Source organism: Cytobacillus sp. (assembly GCF_032154635.1).
Lineage (GTDB): Bacteria > Bacillota > Bacilli > Bacillales > Cytobacillaceae > Cytobacillus.
In genome coordinates, this window is sequence record NZ_JALDXW010000008.1 from 69,575 (window position 1) to 93,100 (window position 23,526).

Annotated in this window: 23 protein-coding genes, 1 pseudogene and 1 riboswitch; of the genes and pseudogenes, 13 read left to right on the top strand and 11 right to left on the bottom strand. The window is 35.7% G+C overall.

Annotated features, from left to right (window positions below):
- Nucleotides 1–43: 43 nt before the first annotated feature.
- Entirely contained in the window at nucleotides 44–988 is a 945-nt protein-coding gene (locus RUH74_RS07945) for an AEC family transporter (protein ID WP_313799747.1), read from the top strand.
- Nucleotides 989–1,119: 131 nt separating this feature from the next.
- Here RUH74_RS07945 and splB read toward each other — a convergent pair whose 3' ends face one another.
- Both splB and RUH74_RS07955 read right to left on the bottom strand, forming a co-directional pair.
- A complete protein-coding gene (gene splB, locus RUH74_RS07950) occupies nucleotides 1,120–2,148 on the bottom strand; it encodes a spore photoproduct lyase (RefSeq protein ID WP_313799748.1) in 1,029 nt (342 codons plus the stop codon).
- Complete coding sequence (locus tag RUH74_RS07955) at nucleotides 2,145–2,390, bottom strand: transcriptional regulator SplA domain-containing protein (protein ID WP_313799749.1); 246 nt, start codon at nucleotides 2,388–2,390, stop codon at nucleotides 2,145–2,147. The genes splB and RUH74_RS07955 overlap by 4 nt, the downstream gene beginning before the upstream one ends.
- Before the next feature lie 206 nt (nucleotides 2,391–2,596).
- Here RUH74_RS07955 and RUH74_RS07960 point away from each other — a divergent pair, with 206 nt between their 5' ends.
- Complete coding sequence (locus tag RUH74_RS07960) at nucleotides 2,597–2,962, top strand: carboxymuconolactone decarboxylase family protein (RefSeq protein WP_313799750.1); 366 nt, start codon at nucleotides 2,597–2,599, stop codon at nucleotides 2,960–2,962.
- Between the two features lie 134 nt (nucleotides 2,963–3,096).
- Here RUH74_RS07960 and uvsE read toward each other — a convergent pair whose 3' ends face one another.
- Nucleotides 3,097–4,050 carry a UV DNA damage repair endonuclease UvsE gene (gene uvsE / locus RUH74_RS07965; protein WP_313799751.1) on the bottom strand — a complete coding sequence of 318 codons (954 nt, stop codon included), beginning with the start codon at nucleotides 4,048–4,050 and terminating at the stop codon, nucleotides 3,097–3,099.
- A gap of 88 nt (nucleotides 4,051–4,138) precedes the next feature.
- Between uvsE and RUH74_RS07970 the strand changes: the two genes are divergently transcribed.
- Nucleotides 4,139–5,881: a methyl-accepting chemotaxis protein gene (locus RUH74_RS07970; RefSeq protein ID WP_313799753.1), complete on the top strand. Its 1,743-nt coding sequence runs from the start codon at nucleotides 4,139–4,141 to the stop codon at nucleotides 5,879–5,881.
- 404 nt (nucleotides 5,882–6,285) lie between these two features.
- Complete coding sequence (locus RUH74_RS07975) at nucleotides 6,286–6,480, top strand: hypothetical protein (RefSeq protein WP_313799754.1); 195 nt, start codon at nucleotides 6,286–6,288, stop codon at nucleotides 6,478–6,480.
- Nucleotides 6,481–6,552: 72 nt separating this feature from the next.
- Here RUH74_RS07975 and RUH74_RS07980 read toward each other — a convergent pair whose 3' ends face one another.
- The 7 genes and pseudogenes from RUH74_RS07980 to RUH74_RS08010 form a co-directional block, all read right to left on the bottom strand.
- Nucleotides 6,553–7,785 (bottom strand): hypothetical protein, encoded by a 1,233-nt coding sequence (locus RUH74_RS07980; protein WP_313799755.1) that lies wholly within the window; start codon nucleotides 7,783–7,785, stop codon nucleotides 6,553–6,555.
- Between the two features lie 6 nt (nucleotides 7,786–7,791).
- Nucleotides 7,792–8,073: a DUF1450 domain-containing protein gene (locus tag RUH74_RS07985; RefSeq protein WP_313799756.1), complete on the bottom strand. Its 282-nt coding sequence runs from the start codon at nucleotides 8,071–8,073 to the stop codon at nucleotides 7,792–7,794.
- 212 nt (nucleotides 8,074–8,285) lie between these two features.
- Nucleotides 8,286–9,026, bottom strand: coding sequence for an SLC13 family permease (locus tag RUH74_RS07990; protein WP_313799757.1), 741 nt, complete (start codon nucleotides 9,024–9,026; stop codon nucleotides 8,286–8,288).
- Between the two features lie 233 nt (nucleotides 9,027–9,259).
- The gene (locus RUH74_RS07995) at nucleotides 9,260–9,577 is read right to left on the bottom strand and encodes a YciI family protein (RefSeq protein WP_313799758.1); all 318 of its coding nucleotides are present in this window, start codon (nucleotides 9,575–9,577) and stop codon (nucleotides 9,260–9,262) included.
- A 47-nt stretch (nucleotides 9,578–9,624) separates the two neighbouring features.
- A pseudogene (locus RUH74_RS08000) lies at nucleotides 9,625–9,753 on the bottom strand (4Fe-4S cluster-binding domain-containing protein); the annotation flags it as partial.
- A gap of 262 nt (nucleotides 9,754–10,015) precedes the next feature.
- Nucleotides 10,016–11,494: a methyl-accepting chemotaxis protein gene (locus tag RUH74_RS08005; RefSeq protein WP_313799759.1), complete on the bottom strand. Its 1,479-nt coding sequence runs from the start codon at nucleotides 11,492–11,494 to the stop codon at nucleotides 10,016–10,018.
- A 139-nt stretch (nucleotides 11,495–11,633) separates the two neighbouring features.
- On the bottom strand, nucleotides 11,634–12,611 hold the full coding sequence (locus tag RUH74_RS08010) for an NAD(P)H-quinone oxidoreductase (RefSeq protein ID WP_313799760.1): 978 nt from the start codon (nucleotides 12,609–12,611) through the stop codon (nucleotides 11,634–11,636).
- 265 nt (nucleotides 12,612–12,876) lie between these two features.
- Between RUH74_RS08010 and RUH74_RS08015 the strand changes: the two genes are divergently transcribed.
- The 9 genes from RUH74_RS08015 to RUH74_RS08055 all read left to right on the top strand — a co-directional run bounded on the left by RUH74_RS08015 (nucleotide 12,877) and on the right by RUH74_RS08055 (nucleotide 22,587).
- Nucleotides 12,877–13,881: a DUF3231 family protein gene (locus tag RUH74_RS08015; protein ID WP_313799761.1), complete on the top strand. Its 1,005-nt coding sequence runs from the start codon at nucleotides 12,877–12,879 to the stop codon at nucleotides 13,879–13,881.
- An 83-nt stretch (nucleotides 13,882–13,964) separates the two neighbouring features.
- Complete coding sequence (locus RUH74_RS08020; RefSeq protein WP_313799762.1) at nucleotides 13,965–14,822, top strand: MBL fold metallo-hydrolase; 858 nt, start codon at nucleotides 13,965–13,967, stop codon at nucleotides 14,820–14,822.
- Between the two features lie 93 nt (nucleotides 14,823–14,915).
- Nucleotides 14,916–15,094: riboswitch (cobalamin riboswitch) on the top strand.
- Between the two features lie 175 nt (nucleotides 15,095–15,269).
- Complete coding sequence (locus RUH74_RS08025; protein WP_313799763.1) at nucleotides 15,270–17,558, top strand: ribonucleoside-diphosphate reductase subunit alpha; 2,289 nt, start codon at nucleotides 15,270–15,272, stop codon at nucleotides 17,556–17,558.
- Between the two features lie 22 nt (nucleotides 17,559–17,580).
- On the top strand, nucleotides 17,581–18,627 hold the full coding sequence (locus RUH74_RS08030) for a ribonucleotide-diphosphate reductase subunit beta (protein WP_313799764.1): 1,047 nt from the start codon (nucleotides 17,581–17,583) through the stop codon (nucleotides 18,625–18,627).
- Nucleotides 18,624–19,070, top strand: a complete 447-nt coding sequence (locus RUH74_RS08035) for a flavodoxin domain-containing protein (RefSeq protein WP_313799765.1) — start codon at nucleotides 18,624–18,626, stop codon at nucleotides 19,068–19,070. The genes RUH74_RS08030 and RUH74_RS08035 overlap by 4 nt, the downstream gene beginning before the upstream one ends.
- An 87-nt stretch (nucleotides 19,071–19,157) precedes the next feature.
- On the top strand, nucleotides 19,158–19,310 hold the full coding sequence (locus tag RUH74_RS08040; RefSeq protein ID WP_313799766.1) for a hypothetical protein: 153 nt from the start codon (nucleotides 19,158–19,160) through the stop codon (nucleotides 19,308–19,310).
- 153 nt (nucleotides 19,311–19,463) lie between these two features.
- Entirely contained in the window at nucleotides 19,464–21,143 is a 1,680-nt protein-coding gene (locus tag RUH74_RS08045; RefSeq protein WP_313799817.1) for a DUF6044 family protein, read from the top strand.
- Between the two features lie 18 nt (nucleotides 21,144–21,161).
- Nucleotides 21,162–22,199, top strand: coding sequence for a glycosyltransferase family 2 protein (locus RUH74_RS08050; protein ID WP_313799767.1), 1,038 nt, complete (start codon nucleotides 21,162–21,164; stop codon nucleotides 22,197–22,199).
- Nucleotides 22,153–22,587, top strand: coding sequence for a GtrA family protein (locus tag RUH74_RS08055; protein WP_313799768.1), 435 nt, complete (start codon nucleotides 22,153–22,155; stop codon nucleotides 22,585–22,587). Before RUH74_RS08050 ends, RUH74_RS08055 begins: the two co-directional genes overlap by 47 nt.
- A gap of 100 nt (nucleotides 22,588–22,687) precedes the next feature.
- On the opposite strand, the gene RUH74_RS08060 is transcribed toward RUH74_RS08055, so the two are convergent.
- Nucleotides 22,688–23,467 carry a TraR/DksA C4-type zinc finger protein gene (locus RUH74_RS08060; RefSeq protein WP_313799769.1) on the bottom strand — a complete coding sequence of 260 codons (780 nt, stop codon included), beginning with the start codon at nucleotides 23,465–23,467 and terminating at the stop codon, nucleotides 22,688–22,690.
- Nucleotides 23,468–23,526: the final 59 nt, after the last annotated feature.

Sequence of the window (23,526 nt, forward strand, 5' to 3'; positions counted from 1 at the left end):
TACGTCCTAGATATTTAGTCATATTATAGCAAGGGGGAATATTATGTCTTCAGCAGGAGCATTTTTGCAAGAAATGCTAGTCCTTTACGGAATCGCCTTTCTTGGGTTTATTGTTAGGAAAAAGAACATCTTAAATGAACATGCAAATGACGTTTTGACACAGTTCATCCTATATATCACCTTACCTGCCCTCATCTTATTTTCTTTAGATATTCCATTTTCCGCCAATATAATAAAAGATTTTCTTTGGCTTATTTCCATGTCCATCTATATCCTTGTCTTATCATGCTTTTTAGCAAAATGGATGAAAAAACGAGCAGTTCTTACACACAAACAAAAAAATGTATATGAGGGCTTAATAATTTTTGGGAATCAAGGGTTTATTGGTTATGCTGTTAGTTCCATTCTTTTAGGAGAGCAAGGAATTATTTATTTAACAATCTTTAATTTATGTTATTTGATACTTATATGGACGTACGGACTATTCCTATTTAGTAAAAGCCAGCATACATTCATCTGGAAACAAGTTTTTTGCAATCCTGGAATCTTTTCTACATTCATTGGAATTATTCTTTTTCTGCTTCCATACCATTTGCCTGTGATAGTATCTAGCGTGCTGGAAAGCATGGGTAACATGACCATTCCTCTATCTATGCTGCTAATTGGCAGCATGATCGCTAAAGTTAATTATAAAGAACTGTTTCTATTGATTAAAAATAGCTACTTATGGAAAATGGCATTCGCTAGACTATTATTTATCCCCTTTTTATTACTCCCATTTACTTTTTTAAGCGTCCCATTTTCATTGCTGATTATTGCTATGCTCGTATCTGGAATGCCTGCTGCACCGACTATCACACTGTTCTCTCAGAAATATAGTGCAGATACTTTATTTGCTTCGTTAGGTGTATTAATTACTACACTTCTATGTATTTTCACCATCCCCTTGTTATATTTAATCCTAAATATTATTTATATTCATTTTTAATGAAGGAGTTGATTGAAAATTCGAACATACTCCTTGTCCTTATTCAATATTTTTATCAGCTAACGAGTTTCAGGACCTAAATCACTTTTTAACAATTTCTTCACGCCATTTATCAAATGGTAGATTATGAATCAAGTGAAGTATTCTAGTTTTGCATTCGGAAAGAATTTTTTCATGTAATCAAATAGATGACTTTTCAAATCCTCTTCGTCTTCTTTTTGATAAATATATTTTCCTATCCCGTATTTCCCCCATTTGTACCGTCGTTTCTCTTCATCTAATTCTAATTTTGTCATTGGATAGTTCTTTTCAATGACTCGCTTTGCCGGTTTTGTAAAACGATGCTGTATGAACTCAAAGGTCAAATCTTCTTTCGCTTCTGGAGGCAGTTCCTTATCTAATCGCTCAAACATATAGAAGTAACCTTCCTCCCAGCCTTCATGCAGGTAAATGGGGGCAACGATAAAGCCAAGAGGATACCCAGCTCTAGCAACTTTACCTGCCGCCTCAATTCTTTTTTCTAAAGGAGAAGTCCCCGGTTCAAAGTTCTTTATTACGTAATCAGCATTTACACTGAACCGAAACCTTGTCCTTCCATTATGTTTGGCATCCAGCAGATGATCTACATGATGAAACTTTGTAACAAATCTTAGCTTTCCAAGGTCAGATTTTCCAAAATGTTCAATCGCCTTTTTTAATGAATGAGTTAAATGGTCTATTCCTACAATATCAGATGTACAGGATGCTTCAAACCTTGTTTGCTCTGGTGCACGCTCTTCCATATATTTATCGGCAGCTTCCAGAATTTCATCCACATTTACGTAAGTACGAATGTATGGTTTACTCCCCATCGTCGTTTGTAAATAGCAATAGTGGCAGTGCCCCATACACCCTGTTGCAAATGGAATGGCATATTCTGCTGAAGGCTTTGACGTATCGAACTTTAACGTTTTTCGAATACCAACGACGAGCGTCGACTTTGCCACCCGGTATCTTTGTAGATCATTCTCTCCCGGGAGATTCCTTACTTGGTTATGAGAGGTAGTATAGCGGATTTCCACATCCGTTTTTTCAAACTTTTTCAATAGTTCTTTACCTAACGGATAATCTAGGCTTTGTGGTTCAAAGTATACAAGCCTAGGGGTAAATGGTTTATTCATTCCAGCACCCCTTCAGAAATATCTCCGTAATAATAATGATAAGCAGCATTTGCCTCTTCTTCTGTAGAATAAACAGCCATTTCATTAGATAAGGGATAATATGTCTCATATAAAAACAATGCCAGTTCATTAGGGTTATCAGGATTATTCACTACAGCTGCTGCTTGAATATTTGCCACATCCTGTGTATGGGGATTTCGGTAGAAAACATAAACAACATCGCCTGCTTGAAAATTATTCATTCTATCACCTCATTGATAGGGACAAAATTCCTGCCCCTTTGTCCTATAATCTCTTTATAAAATTTTGCCTTTTACTCTTGAGTTTATGTTTTCTTTTTTATGGAAAGTGTGAATCAAAACAAGTAGAACTTTTTTGTTTAAAGATCTTTAATCAGCTCATAATAACTTTTGATACACCCAAATTTGTAAACGGAGTTGATTGAAAAATGACATTTGAAGCTAGGAGCTCGACTGAAGCTGCACTAATTAAATACAAAGAAGGACTAAGTATGTTTACAGAAAAAATGCCTGAATTTGCAAGTCATTTTCATTCATTTACTGAAGCGTGCTTTCAAGAAGGAGCACTAACTCAAAGGGAAAAGCAATTAATCGCACTTGGGATTAGTCTCCATGCTCAGGATGAGTATTGTATTATTTATCATACGAAAGGCTGCCTTGACCACGGATGTTCCGAACAAGAAATTCTCGAAGCAGTTGGAGTAACAGCTGCATTTGGCGGTGGAGCATCCATGAGTCAAGGAGTAACTCTTGTACAGGAATGTATGGGGGAAATGAACCAAAAAATGCAATGAAGGATCAAAAGTATGTGTGACTTCAATTACTGCTAGAAGTGATTCGGTGCTTAAACAATCATGGAAGCACAACAAAAGAACGGAAATGGTAATGGGATGGGACATCTTTCCTGTCCCTCTGTCCCATTCTTCATTTACCACTCTAAAGTGAATCCTTTTATTCGTTTAACTCCCCGAATTGATGCAATTTCTTCTACAAGCCTTTGCATGGCTAAGTTTTTCATCTTTGCCTCTATCATAATATCTATATCCATATTAATCTCTTTAACCATTTTCAAAAAAGGGAGAACGAACTCTTTCGAAACATAATCTGCATGGGATCGAAATGCACCTTCTGATTTCGGGGATGAAAGATGAACTTTCGGTAAAAGGTTTGTTTGTTCCCAAGTATTAAAAATCCGCTGCAGATAGATTGAAAGATCCACTCCTCCCTTATTTGCTAAATGATGATGGTAGTCCAGGATCATTGGCATATTTTCTTTTTCACAAGTACGAAGGGTTTCTTCTACATTAAACGTTTTATCATCATTTTCGAGTGTCGTTATCTTTTTTATCTCAGTAGGCAGGCTTGTTATATTATCGTGAAATCGTTTTAATGCCATTTCTTTCTCTCCATACGCTCCGCCAATGTGAATATTAATGATCCCCTGCTCTAATATCCCCATTGCTTGAAGCATTTTATAATGATATTCCATATCTTTAATCGAATTCGTTGTAACTTCTTCTTTGTGACTAGTAAACAGTGTGAATTGATTAGGATGAAAACTAGGGCGCAGTTTTATCTGTTTTACGATTTGTCCAAGTTCTTCCCACTCCGTTTTAAAGGGTGTAACGAAATCCCACATTACCTCTGGATGCGTAGCTAATGGAACAAGCGCACTCGAAAATCGGTAAAGTTCTATTTCATTTGCCAGATTATAATACAAAATCCTTTTGGTATGATAAATATTCTGGGCAGTCACTGCCTTAAGCTTTTCTAACCGTTCTTCTTTTGGAAGTGCGGAATACCGAGTAAATGTAAGTGTTTTAGAGGGACTCGCATCCCATAACCCTAAGGCATTCGCGACATACCCAAATCGAATCTTCATTTACATTCCCCTTTTTATAAATAACTTCTTTATTTTGTCGCATTTTGTCGATATAATTAGACAACGATTCAGACAGGAGGAATAAAAATTGCAAAGAAAAAAATCGCTCAAACGCACACTATCATTCATATTATTATTAATCATCATTGGATTATTCATTGTGAACTCGGGATTTCTATACCTTAATTCCAAATCATCAATTAAACAAACATTAAAGGAGACTTCCATTCTTCACGCGGAAAGAATCTCCGCTGCCATTGACCCTGCTATGTATAAAGAGTTCTTAGAGAATCCTGTTCAAAATAGCACCTACAATAAACTTCGATTACAGCTGAATGATTATCGAGAAAAAACAGGTGCACTTTATGTATATACACTCCTGATTGATAAGAATAATGGGACCCATATTATGATCGATGGATACCCAACTGCAGAAGAAGCTGCTGATATCGGTGAAATGACTACATCAACATCAATTGAGGATTTAACCCCAATATTGGATGGAGGAACAAGCAGTACGGATATTGTCGTTGATCCTGAATATGGAGAATACATGTCAGCATTTGCACCAATTAAGGATGAAAAAGGAACTGTCATTGGAATCGTTGGGGTGGATATGGAGGCAAATTTAGTCCATTCAATAACAAAAAAAGTATTAATGGAAACTACCCCCATTTTCTTAGGAATATCAATGCTGCTTTTATGCATCATCATTACTGTTACATATAAACTTTTTGGCAAAAAGCTATCGCCTTTAACCCAGATAAGTAAGGCTGCATCAACGATTGCAACTGGTGATCTTGTAAAGGCAAATAGCCAATTATTGAAAATTAAGAATCAAGCCAATGATGAAATTGGCTTACTGCATAAAGCGATGAGCAGCATGACCAGCACGCTTGAAGAAATTGTAAACCAAATGCAAACATTATCGGTCAATGTAAATAATCAGAGTATTAGTTTATTAAACGGGGCAACTGAACTAAATGATGGTACGATTCAAATAGCTAAGACAATGGATGAAATGGCATCTGGAGCTGAATCTCAAGCCTCACTTGCCATGAACCTTGCTGAAAATATGAGAGAATTTTCATATTCAATTAATCAAACAAACAAAAATGGAAAAAAGCTGCAAGAGGCGCATGAGGAGACTACACAATCCGCATCAACTGGCATTAGCCTTATGAATCATACTATTGAGTCAATGGATGATATCTACAAGAAGATTTCTCTGTCAACCTCTGATGTACAAAAACTAGATTCACATACAAAGGAAGTGTCTAAACTTGTTTCTTTCATAAGAAATATTGCAGAACAAACAAACCTGCTTGCATTAAATGCAGCCATTGAAGCCGCAAGAGCTGGAGAGCATGGAAAGGGATTTGCAGTCGTTGCAGCTGAGGTGAAAAAGTTGGCCGAACAAGTATCCAACTCTGTTGATGGAATTCAATCTATCGTCAAAAAGGTGGAGAGTAACACGAATGATATGGTCATGCACATGAAAGACGGATTAGATGCAGTTGTTGCAGGTCAGAATCGTTTAAGTGAAACAAGTAAGGCATTCAATGAAATCTCAGCCATCATTTTAAATATGAATCACTTAGTTACTGATATGTACAATGAATTACAGTTTATCACAAATAAACAGCAGATGATGGCGAACTCAATTGATGAAATCGCGGCCATTTCAGAAGAAAATGCGGCGGGAATTGAACAAGTGGCAGCATCTTCTCAGCAAATGAACCGCTCAACGACGGAAATTAAATCCTTAGCCAACAGCCTTAGCCACATGTCAACCGATTTAAAAACAATAAATGAGAGATTTAAGGTATAATTTCTAGTCTTTCCATTAGCTATTGCGACCGAGGGCAGTACGCTACCCTCGGTCTTTCTATTATCCAATCAAAATTTTGCGTCTAAATAACACAACATCTACTTTTCCTCTGATATGCGTCCAAACTGCAGCTGCTAAGACGGCAAGAGTTGTTACTTTGATCCATATTCAATAATTTTCTTCAGTTAATACAACGAAAGCTTCACCTAGCTTACTATTCCTATGTTTTTCGAAAAATTAATCAAAATAATTTTACCTTGACAAGAACGAAGTAAGGACATTATGATAAATTCCATGAAATCCAGATGACGAATGGAGTCATTATGCTAAATTCAAAAAAGAAAATAGATTATTAACTTAACAGAATAGGCAAAATTTCAAATCATTATAAAAGGCGGGAAAGCATGAGGAAATCCTCTTGTAGATTTATTGTAAATGCTGTAGGAAAAGGTGGACAAACTTATTTAACCCATTGTCAGGATAAACATGAACTGAAGAAATGGGTAGCCGATCATCAGGATGATTTATTAATGAATGAGTTAAAAATTATTGATAGGAAAATGCATCCATTACTAAAGCTATTTTCTAAAAAAATATAAACATTGCTTACTGTTCATATCATGCCTGTCAAAACGCTATGTTTTGACAGGTTTATTCGTGTTCTTTTTTATTCATCTACAAGAAGATTCGTTATTACTGTTCTGAAAATATGAAAGCCAAAGAATGAGAATCCCCAATAACAGTAAGCTACTTGCTAATAAAAGGCCACCTGTATCAAAGGTCAATCTCGGAAAATCAAGCCATTTAAGAAGTCCTTGACCGAATAACAGCATTTCATTCAGTATGAATCCTGCAATAAATATTGCAAAGCCGAGAACAGATAGGCATTTAGATGTGATTATATTCATCATCTGATATTGGGCTACTATAAAAATACTAACAAAACCTAATAATGTAAAATGTAAATATCCAACAACAATACTTCTCGTATCATATATTACATTTGCTAATGTAGGCGATAGTAATCCTAGCTCCATTGTACTTTTAAAAAACAACAACAAAAAGGTTATGTAAAGACAAGTTATTGTAAATTTTGATACATGACTAGCAAGTTCTTTCCAAATGGCTTTAAAGGCAAGCAGGGTAAAAACAACTCCAATCCATTGTCCTATAACGCCAAAAGCTGCCAGACTCATACTCAATACGCCTAAATCCACCCACAAAATACTTGAAAAATAGCTGGGGAATAGAGAAATAATATAGATCCAAAATCCATAGCTAATGAAAGTGCTTCGGATTAAAATTCCTTTCGAATGGACAAGAATAATAAACATACCGACTAAAAATAAATAAAGCCATCCATTATATTGAAAATGCAAATAAAAATAAATCGCAACATCAAAGAATATCGAATCTTTCATTCCGTTTGCCGAGATATACCCAAGTGAAAAGGGCCCAAAAGATGAGATAACTAAGCTTACTAATGAGGCTTTGATAAATAATAGCCCAGACTTTGGCACTTCATTCTGAATTTTTAATTGCCTTATAATAAATACCGCTGCCCAATACTCTACAAAAATATGGATACTAGACATAACGATAGAAATGATGCCATACCCTTGGTATAAGAATGCGGCAAACATCAATAGGGATGTCAAAAATAACATCATGGTCAGTGCGATTGCCTGATTCCTCTGCCTAATCGTACGCCAATATACAGACAAGAAAATAATATAAGCACCCAAAAATGCCCATCCTAGAATAGCTAAATGGGAATGCCCGTGAAGCACATTTATATACGGAATCGAAGTAGTCGGATTAAATGGAGAAAAACGCATCCATACACCTGACAAAGCTGTTAGCGTAAAAAAGATGAAGGTAAAATGAACGAATAATCTTGGCACTGCTCTCTACTCCTTAATATTGTTACTTGCGATATGTTTAAGCCTTACTAAGAGTTCATCCGAATTTTCCGCTGCAATGAATTCACCGTCTACAATCGCATAGGGGGATTTCTTGCATTGCTCACATTTGCTTTGACAGCTGTATTCCTTATATTGAATATGATTCTGATTCAGGAAACGCTCATAATCAGAGCTATTTTCTTCGGTTAAAAACCGATCTAGATTTTTTTCACAAAAATCAATTTGTACCTTTTTTTGTTTTGAAAATAATTTACTCAATCTTTTCATAGCAGTCACATTCCTTATTAAGTTGGAATCTTTTTATAAACCATATAATTATTAACTTCATTAAATATATCTCTAAAATAATTAAGCAATCAAATATTTCGTTTTTCTAAGACACTTAAATTTACAATAAAGTTCAATAATTTCACATAAAGTTCAGAATTTCAACTTTCCTGTGCAAAAAATGGCGCTTATCCGTTACGGATAGCGCCTGATTAAAATGGAAAAAATAATGGTATAATAAACATCATTACAATGAACATGACTATTTGTAAGGGAATTCCTATCTTTAAAAAGTCACTGAATTTATATCCTCCCGCAGTCATGACCATTGCATTTGTTGGTGAGGCAACAGGAGTTGCAAACGCCATGCTCGCTGCAGCCGCAACCGTTATTAAGAATGGATAGGGGCTAACCCCGATATTCATCGCAATTGGAGCAAATAACACCGCAGTTGCCGTATTACTAATAAATTGGCCGAAAACCATTGTAATTAAATATATACCAGCTAACACACCTAATGGTCCATACCCGCCAGCTACATCTATGATTCCTTCTGAAAGAACCACCATTCCCCCTGTTTTTTCTAATGCCGTTGCTACAGGCAGCATAATGGCTACCGTCCCCGTGTTGCTCATAAAGGCGCCCACTCCAGCAACAATAACTAGCAAGAGAAAAAATAACTTTTTCTCACTATTACCTGTCCAGCGCAATAGCAAATTGCTTGCCTTACGTGCAAGTCCTGTACGAAGAATGCCCGCTCCTACAACAAATAATGCAGCAATCATAATCACAACTGAATTCGAAAAGCCTGCCAGTGCTTCTGCCGGATCTAAGATACCTGTCATAACAAATGCAAGCAATGCAATAAGGCTAACTAAATCTGCACGTACACGATTACTCATAAAAAGAAAGATTGTAAGACCTAAAATGACAAATGTTAATATAAGCTGCATTTAATAAGCAAACCCTTTCTGTTGAAATCATCTGATGATTAGGCTGCTGTACTTCCATTCTCCAATCTATTTCATTATAAATATTGTTCTCAAGAAAATCATTTTGCTACTGTAAAGTTCATAAATTGTATACAAACGTCTTCTAACTATGTATATGGGCAAAGAAAACCATCATTGTAAAGAATGGCCGTTAGTAATGTTACATCAACGGCCATTCTTTTGAAATTCTTTAATTATCCCATACCAAGATGGTTGTTTTCTTCAGAAGAAACTTCCATTGTACGTATTTCATAGCTTTCCAATCCTGATGTGATAAATGGATCGGATTCAGCTATTGCTTTTGCTTCTTCCATTGATTCTGCTCGAATAACAACCATTCCACCTTTATAGTCAAGAAAAGGGCCGCACAGCACTAACTGATTCTTTTCCTCCAGTTTCCTTAAGAATGAAATATGTTTATGGATGACTGGTTCAGTTAGCTTTTTCCCATGATTAATAGTTAATAATATAACATAAAGAACATCACTTTTTTTATAAGTGCTGCTTTCCATACGATTACCTCCTTCTAATTTAAGTTTTATTACATGGGTAAACTACTCTAGTTCAATTTAATAATTCTTTGATCTGAGCTTCCACGGAACGGCAGTGTAATATCTCTTTTCTCTATTATAAAGGGTCCGCACACTAATGCATCACAATATTCCAACAATTCCTCGACATGTTTTGAGTTATCAGCATTTGCAGTTACGGGTACAGCTCTGGCTTCTCACCAGATTCCCTTACCAGCACTTGAAAGAGCACATTATTTACCAGGTTGGCACTATATGTAGTATTTTATCTATAACAAAATACAATTTATCGTATTTTCATCTTAATTATTAAATTGAACTGTCTTTATTTTGACAATAGTTATCTTAAACGTAAGAAAAAAAAGAAGAGTAAGATCAGTACCATACCAATTTTCCTCTTCTCGTTCATCACTTATTCTCTTAATTAAATGATTTCTTAATATTTTCTGCACTCTCTGCTGTTTGTTGGATATATTCTGCAATTAAACGATTATCTGCAGTTATTGTTTCAATTGAGGCATTTACTTGCTGCAAACTTGCTGTTGCTTCCTCGATAATTGCTGCGAAATCATTAGTAGATGATTCAACATTTTCACTGTTTCTTCCTACGTCTTTAGATAGAGCATCAAATTCTTGGAACTTTTTGTTTACTTTTTTCAGCATCATATTTAGTTCAGAAAATTTCTCTTCCACTTCTCTAGTTGATTCCACACTTTGGTTTAAATTCACACTGCTTGCTTTCATATTTCCTTGGGCTAACTCATTAGTCTTGTTAACATCAATAAGGTTTTCAGTAATTTTAATAGTGATTCCTTTCGTTGTATCAGCTAACTTTCTTATTTCTTCTGCTACAACGGAGAATCCTTTCCCAGCTTCACCTGCTCGCGCAGCCTCAATGGAAGCGTTTAATGCTAATAAATTCGTTTGCTCTGTAATTTGCTGAATTTGAAGGGCAAATTGATTTGTTTCTTCAATTTTTTGAGTTAGTGTTATAAAGTTATCATTAAGCTCCCTAATAACAGTTTGCAAATTATCCATCTCATTCATAAGTTGCTTCGCTTTCGTTTGACCTTCTTCAGCCGCATTACTAGATTGAACAGATTCTTCAATAAGTTCCTTTGTTGATCTGTTCATTTCATTTAAAACCATTAAATTATTATGTGCATTGCTAGCAATGCCTGAAATTTGTTCACTTTGTATCTGGCTTCCTGATGAAACTTCACTTATGGCAATCCTTATTTCATCTTGTGAAGCAACACTAAATTGAATTTTTTCATTCACTTTACTTAAACTTTCCGCAATAGTCAGCAGCTCTTTTTCGAGCTTTACTTTTTGTTCTTCCTTGGATTTTGAATTTGCTTCTTCTTGATCCATATATTCTTGAAGCTTTTTGTACTGCTGATCATTTAGATGAATTAATACACTTAAAAGGACCGTTGATAGCAAATATATTAATAGAAATGATGCAAATTCGTCTTTCAAATAAGCGTATGTGTCTTCTGGAAAAAAGCTATTATAGGAAAGGATAATTACCCCGAAAACAAAACCGATTCCAAAGATTTTTTTATTAAATGGAACAGCAGCAAAGATAGTAAAGAAAAATACACTTATAACACCCGCAAGATTGCCATCTGCAAAAAAGGTCGTAATCAACATACATGCGTTCATTCCTATGACTATTACATAGGGAAATAAATACTCTTTCTTACTTTTATTCGTCCAAACATATACTATTGGATAGATAATTACTTGAAGTAGATTAAGTATACTCATTATAGATTTTGGATCTAATGCGAGCATACTGACTAACCCAATACCTGTTGATATCAAGTATATGATTAGCATTAGTTTGTTTTTATTTTTCAAATCCAATAATTTTAATTGTTCGATTGCATTCATATTGTTCCCCCGATAGAAAATTATAACTTTTTTATATTATCGGCTTTTTTAAGAGTTTTTCGACATTAATTTTTAAAATAGATTATTTTATTTAACTAGCTCACCAATACTAAAAACATGGGCTGGGGTAAATCTTAACTTAATTTACATGTATAACTATTTTTCCTATATTCCTATTTGCCTCCATATGTTTATGCGCATGTTGGATGTCTGCAAATGGGAAAATTCGATCTACTATTGGTTTAATTTTATTTTGATTAAATAAAGGGATTGCCCTATTTACAAATTCCTCTGTTAACTTTTTTTTATACTCATCACTTCTAGGTGTTAGTAATGTAGCTTTTAATTGAGCTCTTTTTACAAGCAGCTCCATTAAATTTACTTTTTCTACGACAGTCCCTCCTAATATCCCAATTAATACCCAGCGGCCATCTGTTCTTAAACTTTGTAAATTTTTCTCCCAATAGGAAGCCCCAATGAAATCCAAAATCACATCTACACCCTGGTTGTTTGTTGTTTTTAATACCTCGTCAGCAAATGAATGTTCCTTATAATTGATGCAAATATCTGCCCCAAGAGAACGACAGAAATCTACCTTTTCTTGTGAACCAGCTGTTGTAATAATTTTTGCATTAGTCATTTGTTTAGCAAGCTGAATGGCTGCCGTTCCTACCCCGCTTGCCCCAGCATGAATGAGTACTGTATCTTGGTCAGTTAATTCTCCTAACCAAAATAGTGTTTGATACGCAGTTAAGAAAACTTCTGGAATAGCTGCAGCTTCTTCAAATGAGAGGTGATCAGGAATTCTCATAGCTCTGTCTGCTGGCATAACAACGTATTCCGCATATCCGCCTCCATTAACAAGCCCCATCACACGTGCTCCTATCTCGATTTCTGTGCCGCTTGCAGCATCCACAACTTCTCCAGCCACTTCAATTCCTAAAATCGGATTGCTTAAGTAGCCAGACTTCCCTTCTCTTGAAATAATATCTGTACGATTAATTGCTGATCCCTTAACCTTTATTAAAAGTTCTCCTGATTTTACTCTTGGCATTGTAGTATCCTGAAATTGTAATTGCTCTGCTCCTCCAGGTTGGTTGACAATGACAGCTTTCATTTTTCTATCCCCTTTTTTCATATAATAATTGCTGTATGTTCTAAAACATACTATAAACGTTATTTACATTACATGCAGAATAATAGTTTTAGTACCTGTCTTTATCCATCCTCCACGAAGAATTTTAAGGATGCATAAAAAAGAACACTATATGGCAGCACAGTGTTCTATCTCCATTTTATAAGCTTGAGTTTGGGTAATTATTTATATTTTTTCCTATTAGGGAGATATTATTCCTAGAAGTATGGTATAGGAGGTTGTTGAAATGGAGGATAAATTAAAGATTCGATTAACAGCTGCGGAAATGTCTAGCTTATGGACCCAATTTATAAATGATACACTAGCAGTTTGTGTAAGCACTTTCTTCCTAGAGAAGGTTGAGGATCAGGAAGTACGCCCAATAATTGAAGAGACATTGAATTCAGCCAAAAACAATCTTTCAATAATGAGTGACATTTTTATTAAAGAAAAATTCCCTATACCGATAGGGTTTACGGATCAAGATGTACATCCTCAAGCCCCAAGACTCTTTTCCGATACTTTTGTACTCATGTATTTACGACAAATGTCTATTCTTGCAATGGCCGCAAGCAGTGGGGCACTCGGACTGGCAACTCGCCCCGATGTAGTTAGTTTTCATAAAATGGTATTAAATGAAGGAATTAACTTGCAGGATAAAACACGAGAGTTAATGTTAAAACAAGGTACCTATGTACGACCTCCTTATATTTCAACTCCTGACAAAGTTGATTTTGTAGAAAAGCAACAGTTTTTGACTGGTTTTTTTGGAAAGAAGAGAGCGATTACTTCGGTCGAAGCCACTCATTTATTTTTAAATGTTCAAACGAATGCCGTTGGAAAAGCACTTATAACGGGATTTGCTCAGACTGCAAAGACTGAAGATGTTAAACAATATTTATTAAGAGGGAAAAAGCTCTCGCAAAAATATATAGATACCTTCACAAATTTGTTAATAAAAGAGGACTTGCCTGCCCCAATGAGTTGGGATTCGGCAGTAACAGATAGTACAATAAGTGTTTTTTCGGATAAGTTAATCATGTTTCATATAACAGCGATGATTGCAGCAGGAATCGGGAATTTTGGAATGGCATTGGCAGCAAGTCCAAGAAGAGATATCGGATTGAAATATGCGTCATTAATCCCGGAAATTTCATTGTACGCTGAAGATGGAGCAAATATTATGATTAGACATGGATGGTTGGAGGAACCTCCACAGGCAGATGATCGAGATTATTTGGCAAAGGGTTAAGAGATGAGATGCCGTGCCTTTCGGTTTAAGTCACTAATACTAAGGGAAGCTATCTATGTAGTAAATAAAGGAGGGTACTGTTAATGGATAAAGAAATGAATTATGGAAGTGATTATAAATTTATTCCCGCTACTTCCATCGGAAGCGGGATTAGTATTCAAGTATTGCCTGATTTATTTTGTCATACAGTTCAAATTGTTAATATTTATTTGGTAGGAAACCCAGAAACAAACGATTTTGTGTTAGTAGATGCTGGAATGCCTCATTCAGCAAATGAAATCATTGATGTAACTGAAAAATATTTTGGAGTAAATAGTCGCCCTAAGGCCATTATCTTAACACACGGTCATTTTGACCATGTTGGTGCTATTGTAGAATTGATTGAGCATTGGGAGATGCCTGTTTATGCACATGAATTAGAAATTCCGTTTTTAACCGGACAAAAGAGTTATCCCGAACCAGATCCAACTGTTGAAGGTGGAATGGTTGCAAAAATGTCTCCTATTTTCCCAAATGAACCCATTAATATTGGAAGACATGTAGAAAAACTGCCTTCTAATGGTTCTGTTCCGTCAATGCCAGGTTTTCGTTGGATCCATACGCCTGGACATACTCCTGGACATATTTCATTATTCAGAGAAAAAGACGGAGCCTTGATTGCAGGGGACGCATTTGTAACAGTTAAACAAGATTCACTTTATAAAGTATTAACACAAGAGCAAGAAATAAACGGACCGCCAAGATATCTTACAACTGACTGGAAGGCTTCTAAAGAATCAGTTGAGAAATTAGCTTCTTTAAAACCTGAAGTTGCAGTTACTGGACATGGTTTGCCAATGAGTGGTGAATTATTATCAGAAAGCCTAGCAAAGTTAGTTCGTGACTTTGATAAAATAGCTGTTCCTGACTTTGGGAAATATATTGATAAAAATATCCATTAGTAAGGAAAAATGTTGTCAAAATTTATAGATTGGCTTATAATCATAAAAGTACAAAATGTAGTATTAGATTTCCAACAATACTACAATATACAGTGATAAACCTGTAAATATGGTGTCTGTAAAGACTTAATAGGGAATCTGGTGTAAATCCAGAACTGTTCCCGCAACTGTAAGTGCTGACGAAATAAGAAAGCCACTGTCCATTGGGATGGGAAGGACTTAAAGTAGGGCAAAGCACGAGTCAGGAGACCTGCCATATTTATTACGTGTTATCTTCTTCGGGAGCTGGGAAGATAGAACGAGGGTATTTTGATAGACCTTTTATCTTGTCTATGATCATATCAACGTTTGTTAAACCCATCCTCTTTTTTAGAGCGATGGGTTTTTATTTTCCCCCCTTTTTTACAAAAGTTGAAAACAAATAAACTGAAAGGGGAATAATTTTTTATGAAAACGATGATTTTTACAGAAGTAGATTCTATTTTGGAGGCTTTAGAGAAATCCTCAAAAAAATATACTATCGATATTAAGGAGCTTAAAAATAGATTAGTTGAAAAGGATATGCCTGCATCCGAAGCGAACGAACTGGCACTTCACTATTCGTTGAACAAAATATCAATGGAGCAGCCAAATTGGACCTATCTCGCTGCCCGATTTTATTTAAATCAACTTTATGCACAGGCAGCAGTAAATAGAGGATATAAAAAAGAACAAAAGTATGGAGATTTCTATGAATTGATTATAAAGCTGACAAATATAGGTATATACTCAAGTGATTTACTGGATTTATATACACGAAATGAAATAATCGAAATTGGGAAGGTAATCAATCCAGAAAAAGACTATTTATTTAATTATGTTGGCTTGTTTCTGCTTGCCGATCGGTATTTAGCCAAGGACTATGAGAAAAATATTTACGAATTGCCTCAGGAACGATTCATGATCATCGCAATGACTTTAATGAAGCATGAGTGTCCATCCAAGCGACTTTCGCTTGTAAAGGAAGCTTACTGGGCTCTAAGCAATCTTTATATGACGGTGGCCACCCCTACTCTAGCAAATGCAGGCAAAAGCTATGGTCAACTCTCCTCTTGCTTTATAGACACAGTCGAAGATTCATTGGATAGCATCTATTTAAATAATTGGGATATCGCTAGATTAAGCAAAGACGGCGGTGGAATTGGCGTTTATTATGGGAAGGTTCGTGCCTTAGGTTCTGATATTAAGAGATTTAAAGGGAATTCTTCAGGTGTCATTCCGTGGATTCGACTAATTAACGACACTGCTGTCAGTGTTGATCAATTGGGACAGAGACAGGGTGCTGTTGCTATTTACCTTGATATTTTCCATAAAGATATTATGAACGGATTCTTAGACTTAAAGACAAATAACGGGGATGAACGCCGTAAAGCGCATGATATTTTTACAGGTGTATCCATTCCTGATTTATTTATGAAGAAACTAGAAGAAGTTGATGAAACTGGTCGAAGCATTGGTGAATGGCATACCTTCTGTCCTCATCAAGTGAAACAAGTGATGGGCTGGAAGGATGAAGATGGAACTCCGTTGGGACTTGAAGATTATTACGATGAGACAGACCACAAATATTTTACCCAAAAGTATGAAGAAGCAGTTAATCATCCCCTTCTCCCAAGAAGAACATACCGGGCAATGGATATCATGGCTCGAATAATGGTTTCACAATTAGAATCAGGAACTCCTTATATGTTTTATAGAGATGAGGTAAACCGCCAAAATCCAAATAAACATGTGAAAGGAAGAGGACGCACCTCTATTTATTGCAGTAATCTCTGTACTGAAATTATGCAAAATATGTCTGCAACTGTGATTCAAAAGGAATATCAAGATGAAGAAGGCAATATTGTGATTGTTAGAAAACCTGGAGATTTTGTCGTATGTAATTTATCCTCTATCCACCTTCCTAACACAGTTAGATCAAATGTGTTAGGACGTCTTATCCGAATTCAAATGCGCATGCTTGATAATACAATTGATATTAATCATATTTCAGTTGGACAAGCCAAAAGGACAAACGAGAAGTATCGTGCGGTTGGTTTAGGATCCTTTGGTTGGCATCACCTACTCGCCCACAAGGAAATTCATTGGGAATCAGAAGATGCTGTTGATTATGCAAATAAATTATATGAAGAAATAAGTTACTATACCATTCAATCTTCAATGGAACTAGCGAAAGAAAAAGGTGCATATCAAATGTTTCCTGGTTCCGAATGGCAAACAGGAGAATATTTTACACGAAAAGGCTATACGTCAGAGCGCTGGATTAAGCTTCAAGAGGAAATTCAGGCGCATGGGGTTCGCAATGGATGGATGCTTGCAGTTGCTCCAAATTCTTCAACCGCCAAGATCGGTGGTTCTACAGATGGCATTGATCCTTTATATGCGATTGAGTATGCGGAGGAAAAGAAAAACTTTAAATTTAAAGTGATTGCTCCTGATTTAGATCACCATACGTACAATTATTACCGACGTGTCCGCCATGAACTAAGCCAATTATGGAGTATTAAGCAGAATGCTGCTCGTCAACGACATATTGACCAATCAATTAGCTTTAATATTTATGTTCGCCACGATATTAAAGCACGTGAATTGCTGCAGCTTCATCTGGAAGCATGGAAACACGGTTTAAAAACGACGTATTATGTACGCAGTACATCGCAAACAGAAATTGATGAATGTGAAGCATGCCACAGCTAACATTAAACGAGGAGGAATACTAATGAGCATCAATCAAACCCTTTCTAAAATTAAGCTGCTTAACCCGGAATATCCTAATAAATCAACACGTATCATTAACGGTCAGTCCTCTGGTATATTAAACTGGAACGATATAAAATACCCGCAAATGTACCGAATGTACCAAACCCTATTATCCAACTTTTGGAAGGCTCAAGAAATTAACATGCAGGATGATGTTAAACAATGGGAATTACTAAGCACGACTGAACAAGATATATTTTTACGGATCAATACACAGCTGGCTTCTCTTGATAGTTTGCAGACACCCACGATGACTCAAGTAATGGATTATGTAACTGATCCAAGCTTTAAAGCCATTTTTGCTGTCATATCCCAGCAGGAGGCCGTTCATAATGAATCCTATTCTTATATATTGAGTTCGCTTGTTCCTTTAAGCGAACAAAACGCCCGCTTTAATCAAGCGAAGGATGATCCTATTGTTCGAAAACGCAACCAGCTTATTTTAGATGCATACGAAAATTTCCGAAACGAGCCTACCCCTCAACATTTATTTGAACTATGCATTAATTCAATCAATCTAGAAGGAATTTACTTTTATGCGGGATTTGCCTTTTTCTATCATTTAGCACGTCAGCAAAAAATGCTAAAAACGAGCACAATGATCAGCTATATCCAACGAGATGAGATGCAGCATGCATACTTTATTGCTCAATTTGTTCGGATGCTTCTAACAGAAAATCCTGAGCTACACACCGAAAGAAATGCTCAATTTATTTATGATACCATTCACCAAGCTGTACAGCTTGAAAAAGAATGGGCACATTATATTTTGAAAGATATTAAGGGAATTGATATAGATGAATTTGAAGACTATGTAGAGTATTTAGCAAACAAACGTTTCCGCCAATTAGGATTAGAAAATTATTATGAGGATCGAGATAATCCAATGCCTTGGATTCATGTTTTTAGTGATGAAATGATGAATGAAACAAAGTCTGACTTCTTTGAACAAAAGTCACGTACTTATACGAAGGTCTCACAGGACAATGGCTTTGATGAGTTATGAGAATCGGTATTGTTTACACATCTGTTTCAGGCAATACAGAAGAATTGGCACGATTACTACATGAACTGTTAATGGAACAGAAATTTAGATCTCAACTCATAAACATAACTGACTTCCCAGTTCATGAGTTAGCTGAATACGATGCGTTGGCCATTGGCACTTATACATGGGGAGATGGAGAAATCCCCCTAGAAATGGAAACGATTTATAATAAGTTTAAAGATTTAAGAAGTAAAGAAATGGTTACAGCTATTTTTGGTACGGGTGACCGGTTTTACCCTCATTACTGTGGAGCTGTTGATACGTTTAAAAACGTTTTAAAAATAAATACGAATTTAGCTGTAACCTTAAAGGTAGAATTATTGCCGCAAAAACGAGACCTATCTAAATGTAAAAAGTTTGTTGAACTGTTTACTAAACGGATTCAAACGAGTTTGCAATAACCCAAAATGAAAGCTCATTGGGCTATAAAAAGGAAGTATGAGAGTACACCCCTTGGACAATATACAAAAGAAAGGGGTGTATGAGTGTTGAAGAAGGAAAAAGAAACGAAAGAACCAATTCTTGCTGAAGGAATGAATACCGAGGATGAATTAGATAGAAGTGCAACATCAACCGAGATTTCCAGAGGAGAATTTACGAAAGTAGTTACCTTGTCACTCGATGAAAACGATCCTAGTTAACATTTAGACACCGTTTAACGACGGTGTTTTTCTGATTCTTTCATTTTTCAAATTTAGATTTGCTAAAACAAAAGGAATATTATTCATATGATAGAGCAACCTTAAAACAAGTTCACTTAAAAGAGAAATGTATTTTGAGGTGCGTAAAGATTGCTGTTAAAAAGAAATAATAAAAAAGAGCAAATACTAATTATCTTGTCTTTACTTGCAATTACTTTCTTCGTTTCTCCCCTATTCATATTAGGAGACAATGCTCACATACGCGTCCATGATAACTTGGATTCCAATCTTGCATGGTATAAAGTTCTTGCTGAAAGCGGACAAATTACTGGATCAGTAAATGCTGCTATACCTCAAATAATTAACGGAAATTTGTCACGAAATGCTTTTGGTACTGAATTCAGCCTAATTGTCTGGCTTTATGCAATCTTCCCAACTATGGTTGCCTATGCAATAAGCCAAACAATCACAAGATTTACGGCTTTTTTTGGCATGTATTTACTTTTGAAAACTCATTTTCTTAAAGATAAGGAATGGATAGCCATCAATATCGGTACTGCATTGGCTTTTGCATTTACCCCTTTTTGGCCATCAGGGATGCTAAGCACGCTTGGAATGCCACTCGCATTATGGGCTTTTTTAAATATACGGACTGGGGACAGATCGTGGAAAAACTATTTTGTTTTAACCATTCTCCCTTTCTATTCAAGTATTGTACTTGGTTTCTTCTTTTTTCTTAGTGCAATGGGATTATTCTGGCTTTCTGACTTGATTAGAGGAAAAGGCTGGAATTTTCGCTTTCTTTTATCAATCGCTTATATGACAATCATGTTTTTACTAGTTGAATATCGGCTTATATATTCCCTTTTATTTGATGATGATCCAAACAGTCGGGATGAGTATTTTCATGCTAGATTATCAGTTGCTCGCTCAATCCGGCTTACTTATAAAAACTTTGTTTATGGTCACCATCATGCTGCGACCATACATACTTTTATCATTCTACCAGTCATGCTAATTGCTTTATTTATCATTCTTATGAGAAAACGATGGAAACAGGAAAAGGCGTTTATGTTTTTATTTTTACTAAACTTTTTATTATCTGCTTGGTATGCATTCTGGTTTTACAAAGGATGGCTTCCACTGACAGAACGTTTTCACTTCCTTGATACCTTTAATTTTGCAAGGTATCACTTTTTAAGACCCCTTATTATTTACTTGTTGTTTGCGATGTCATTGAAAATCATCAGTTCTTATTTGAAAAATTGGCGACGTGTCGGGCTTATCCTTGTCATTGCCCAGATTCTGATTGTTTCATTTTGTAATGAAGAAATTTTATTTCGTAATAAGCCTACGGTTAAGGAATTTTATGCTGTAGAACAGTTCAATAATATTAAAGAATACATTGGCATTCCTCAGGATGAGTATAGGGTGGCCAGTATCGGAATACATCCTGCAATCGCCCAGTATAATGGATTCTATACTCTAGATACATATAATAATTTTTATCCTTTAAGCTATAAATATCAGTTTAGAGAAATAATTGAGAAGGAACTGGCGAAAAACAAAACCATCAGGACCTATTTTGATGAATGGGGCGGGCGCTGCTATATCTTCACAGCGGAACTCGGGAAGCATTATATGTTTAAGAAAAATTCAAAAAAAAGGCTGAAAAAGCTTGAACTCAATATTGAGCCCTTTAAAGAAATGGGTGGGAAATATTTATTTTCAGCAGTTCCAATTGATAATGCATCGGAAAATAACCTACGGTTAGAAAAAACCTTTGAATCAAAAAACTCTGCTTGGAAAATCTACCTCTATAAAGCAATATAGCGAATAGGAGGATACAAAATGGAAAATCCGGTACTCACCATCGTCGTACCCTGTTATAACGAGGAGGATGTTCTCCCAGAAACCATTTTGCAGCTAAGCAGCTTTTTAAATGAACAAAAAGAAGAAGGAGTCGTTTCTGATAAAAGTAAAATCCTATTTGTAGATGATGGCAGCAAAGATCAAACTTGGCAGATCATTTACAAAAAAAGTTTACATGACGAGAACATCCGTGGGTTGAAGCTATCAAGAAATGTCGGGCATCAAAATGCTCTTCTTGCTGGTTTATCAGCTGCCAGGAAAGCTTCTGATTGTGTAATTTCCATTGATGCAGATCTGCAGGACGATATAACTGTCATTCGGGAATTTATCCATAAATTTCAAGAGGGTTATGAAATTGTTTATGGTGTAAGGAGAAAACGGGATAGCGATACTTTTTTCAAAAGAAACACTGCTCAGTGCTTTTATACGCTAATGAAAAAAATGGGCGTGAATCTTGTCTATAACCACGCAGATTTCCGTTTAATGAGTAAACGTGCGTTAAATGAACTCCAACATTTTGAAGAGGTGAATCTGTTTCTTCGCGGCATTATCCCCCTTATCGGCTTTAAATCAACGAATGTATATTATGACCGAAAGGAACGGCTTGCCGGTGAGACAAAATATCCATTAAAGAAAATGCTTGCCTTTTCATTTGAAGGGATTACCTCTTTCTCTGTTACACCTATTCGTTTCGTTTTGCTGGCTGGTGTTTTGTCATTCTTTATTAGTCTTTTATTCGGTGCTTATTTTCTCGGTTTAAAGTTTTTTGGGAAGACAGAAGTAGGATGGACATCCTTAATCATTTCCATATGGCTTATTGGCGGGCTTCAGCTTATTGCCATTGGCCTTGTAGGAGAATATATTGGAAAAATATATAAAGAATCCAAGAGAAGACCGAAATATATTATCGACATTGATGCATTTAATATGCCAATGCCCCGCCATCTTTTAAATGATGGAGGAAATGAAAATGAATTCTATCACACTGATCTTGGAAAGCTGTCTGAAACGAACTAATTCCTTTATCCGTTTTTTAATCGTGGGGGCTATTAATACATTGACAGGCCTTAGCACGATGTTTCTCCTTTTTAATACTGTAGAATTTTCCTTTTGGTTTTCTACTTTTTTAGGAAATAGTGTTGGTGCGATTGTCAGTTATAGTTTAAATCGGAACTTTACTTTTCATAGTAAAGTTCCTATCAAAAAAAGTGTCCCCCGCTTTATCGCAGTCATTCTTTTTTGTTACTTTTTTTCATATACAGTTAGTAGTATGGCGGCAGGTATGATTAAAGAACAATTTTCCCTTAATATGCTAAGAGCCGAAAATTTAGCTATGTTCATCGGTACTGCAGTTTATATGATCACGAATTATTTCGGGCAGAAGCTTTTTGTGTTTAAAAAATGAACATTTAGTACCATTATAATCGTTATATTCAAAGAAAAGGGCGATTTCCTATAGAAATCGCCCTTTAAAATAAAACTGAGACTTTTTATAAATTATCTTTTTAATCCCTATTCCTTTCCCTTTCAAGATATTCAGCAGTATATGGATCTTTTTCATAGGCTGGTAAATCTCCATATGAAGTCATAATATCCTCCTCATCTAACTGATCCTCTAGCTCCTCATGCTGAGCATTCGGGTAAATGGTAATATTTCTTCCTTCAATATCGACCCCAACAAAATTTTCAAAATCCTCAACATACCCCACATTTTCTCCTGAATCGGTATATATTTCATTATAATCATCTGGAGGATCGGACATATCAGAAGGAGATTCGCTTGTCCCCCATTTGGCTACCTCTTGCCAGGAATCCTCTGCATCAAATACAACATTTTCATCCCCATCCTCATCTTTAAAGAACTTTTTAAAAGGCGGTCCGATAATTTCTTCTTCAACAGGGCGTTTGTGAGATGTATGCTGATCCTGTGAATGTTCTATACAGAAAGTGGTTGTAGGCAAAGCATCTAATCGTTCAGTTGGGATATCCTTAGAGCAAACCTCACATTTTCCATAGGTTCCATTTTCTATAGCCACTAAAGCTTTATCGATATTTTTCAATTCATCTTCTAAATGTTCATTTAAGGCAATATCTTTCTCTCTTTCAAATAGCTCTGTTCCTGCATCTCCCGGATGGTTATCATAATTTGAAAGCTCGCCCATTGATTCCTTCCAAAATGATTCATTTAAACCAAAATGATCATTTTGCTCGAATCTATTTTGAATGTCCTGCTTTAAATGGTTTAGTCTCTTCTTAAACTGGGATAATTCCTGATTTGAAAGCATACTTAAACAGTCCCTTCATTTACTCTTAAGCATTAAGTATAAGCTTCCCTTGTTTTGAC

What these genes read in the sequence shown, in the direction of transcription:
- RUH74_RS08010 (WP_313799760.1), bottom strand. Translation starts at nt 12,611, where the DNA reads ATGAAAGCTGTCATTGTCAACCAACCTGGAGGAGCAGAGCAATTACAA.
- RUH74_RS08060 (WP_313799769.1), bottom strand. Translation starts at nt 23,467, where the DNA reads ATGCTTTCAAATCAGGAATTATCCCAGTTTAAGAAGAGACTAAACCAT.
- RUH74_RS08025 (WP_313799763.1), top strand. Translation starts at nt 15,270, where the DNA reads ATGAAAACGATGATTTTTACAGAAGTAGATTCTATTTTGGAGGCTTTA.
- RUH74_RS07990 (WP_313799757.1), bottom strand. Translation starts at nt 9,026, where the DNA reads ATGCAGCTTATATTAACATTTGTCATTTTAGGTCTTACAATCTTTCTT.
- RUH74_RS08030 (WP_313799764.1), top strand. Translation starts at nt 17,581, where the DNA reads ATGAGCATCAATCAAACCCTTTCTAAAATTAAGCTGCTTAACCCGGAA.
- RUH74_RS08050 (WP_313799767.1), top strand. Translation starts at nt 21,162, where the DNA reads ATGGAAAATCCGGTACTCACCATCGTCGTACCCTGTTATAACGAGGAG.
- RUH74_RS07955 (WP_313799749.1), bottom strand. Translation starts at nt 2,390, where the DNA reads ATGAATAATTTTCAAGCAGGCGATGTTGTTTATGTTTTCTACCGAAAT.
- RUH74_RS08005 (WP_313799759.1), bottom strand. Translation starts at nt 11,494, where the DNA reads ATGAATGCAATCGAACAATTAAAATTATTGGATTTGAAAAATAAAAAC.
- splB (WP_313799748.1), bottom strand. Translation starts at nt 2,148, where the DNA reads ATGAATAAACCATTTACCCCTAGGCTTGTATACTTTGAACCACAAAGC.
- uvsE (WP_313799751.1), bottom strand. Translation starts at nt 4,050, where the DNA reads ATGAAGATTCGATTTGGGTATGTCGCGAATGCCTTAGGGTTATGGGAT.
- RUH74_RS08015 (WP_313799761.1), top strand. Translation starts at nt 12,877, where the DNA reads ATGGAGGATAAATTAAAGATTCGATTAACAGCTGCGGAAATGTCTAGC.
- RUH74_RS07975 (WP_313799754.1), top strand. Translation starts at nt 6,286, where the DNA reads ATGAGGAAATCCTCTTGTAGATTTATTGTAAATGCTGTAGGAAAAGGT.
- RUH74_RS07995 (WP_313799758.1), bottom strand. Translation starts at nt 9,577, where the DNA reads ATGGAAAGCAGCACTTATAAAAAAAGTGATGTTCTTTATGTTATATTA.
- RUH74_RS07960 (WP_313799750.1), top strand. Translation starts at nt 2,597, where the DNA reads ATGACATTTGAAGCTAGGAGCTCGACTGAAGCTGCACTAATTAAATAC.
- RUH74_RS08055 (WP_313799768.1), top strand. Translation starts at nt 22,153, where the DNA reads ATGAATTCTATCACACTGATCTTGGAAAGCTGTCTGAAACGAACTAAT.
- RUH74_RS07985 (WP_313799756.1), bottom strand. Translation starts at nt 8,073, where the DNA reads ATGAAAAGATTGAGTAAATTATTTTCAAAACAAAAAAAGGTACAAATT.
- RUH74_RS08020 (WP_313799762.1), top strand. Translation starts at nt 13,965, where the DNA reads ATGGATAAAGAAATGAATTATGGAAGTGATTATAAATTTATTCCCGCT.
- RUH74_RS07945 (WP_313799747.1), top strand. Translation starts at nt 44, where the DNA reads ATGTCTTCAGCAGGAGCATTTTTGCAAGAAATGCTAGTCCTTTACGGA.
- RUH74_RS08035 (WP_313799765.1), top strand. Translation starts at nt 18,624, where the DNA reads ATGAGAATCGGTATTGTTTACACATCTGTTTCAGGCAATACAGAAGAA.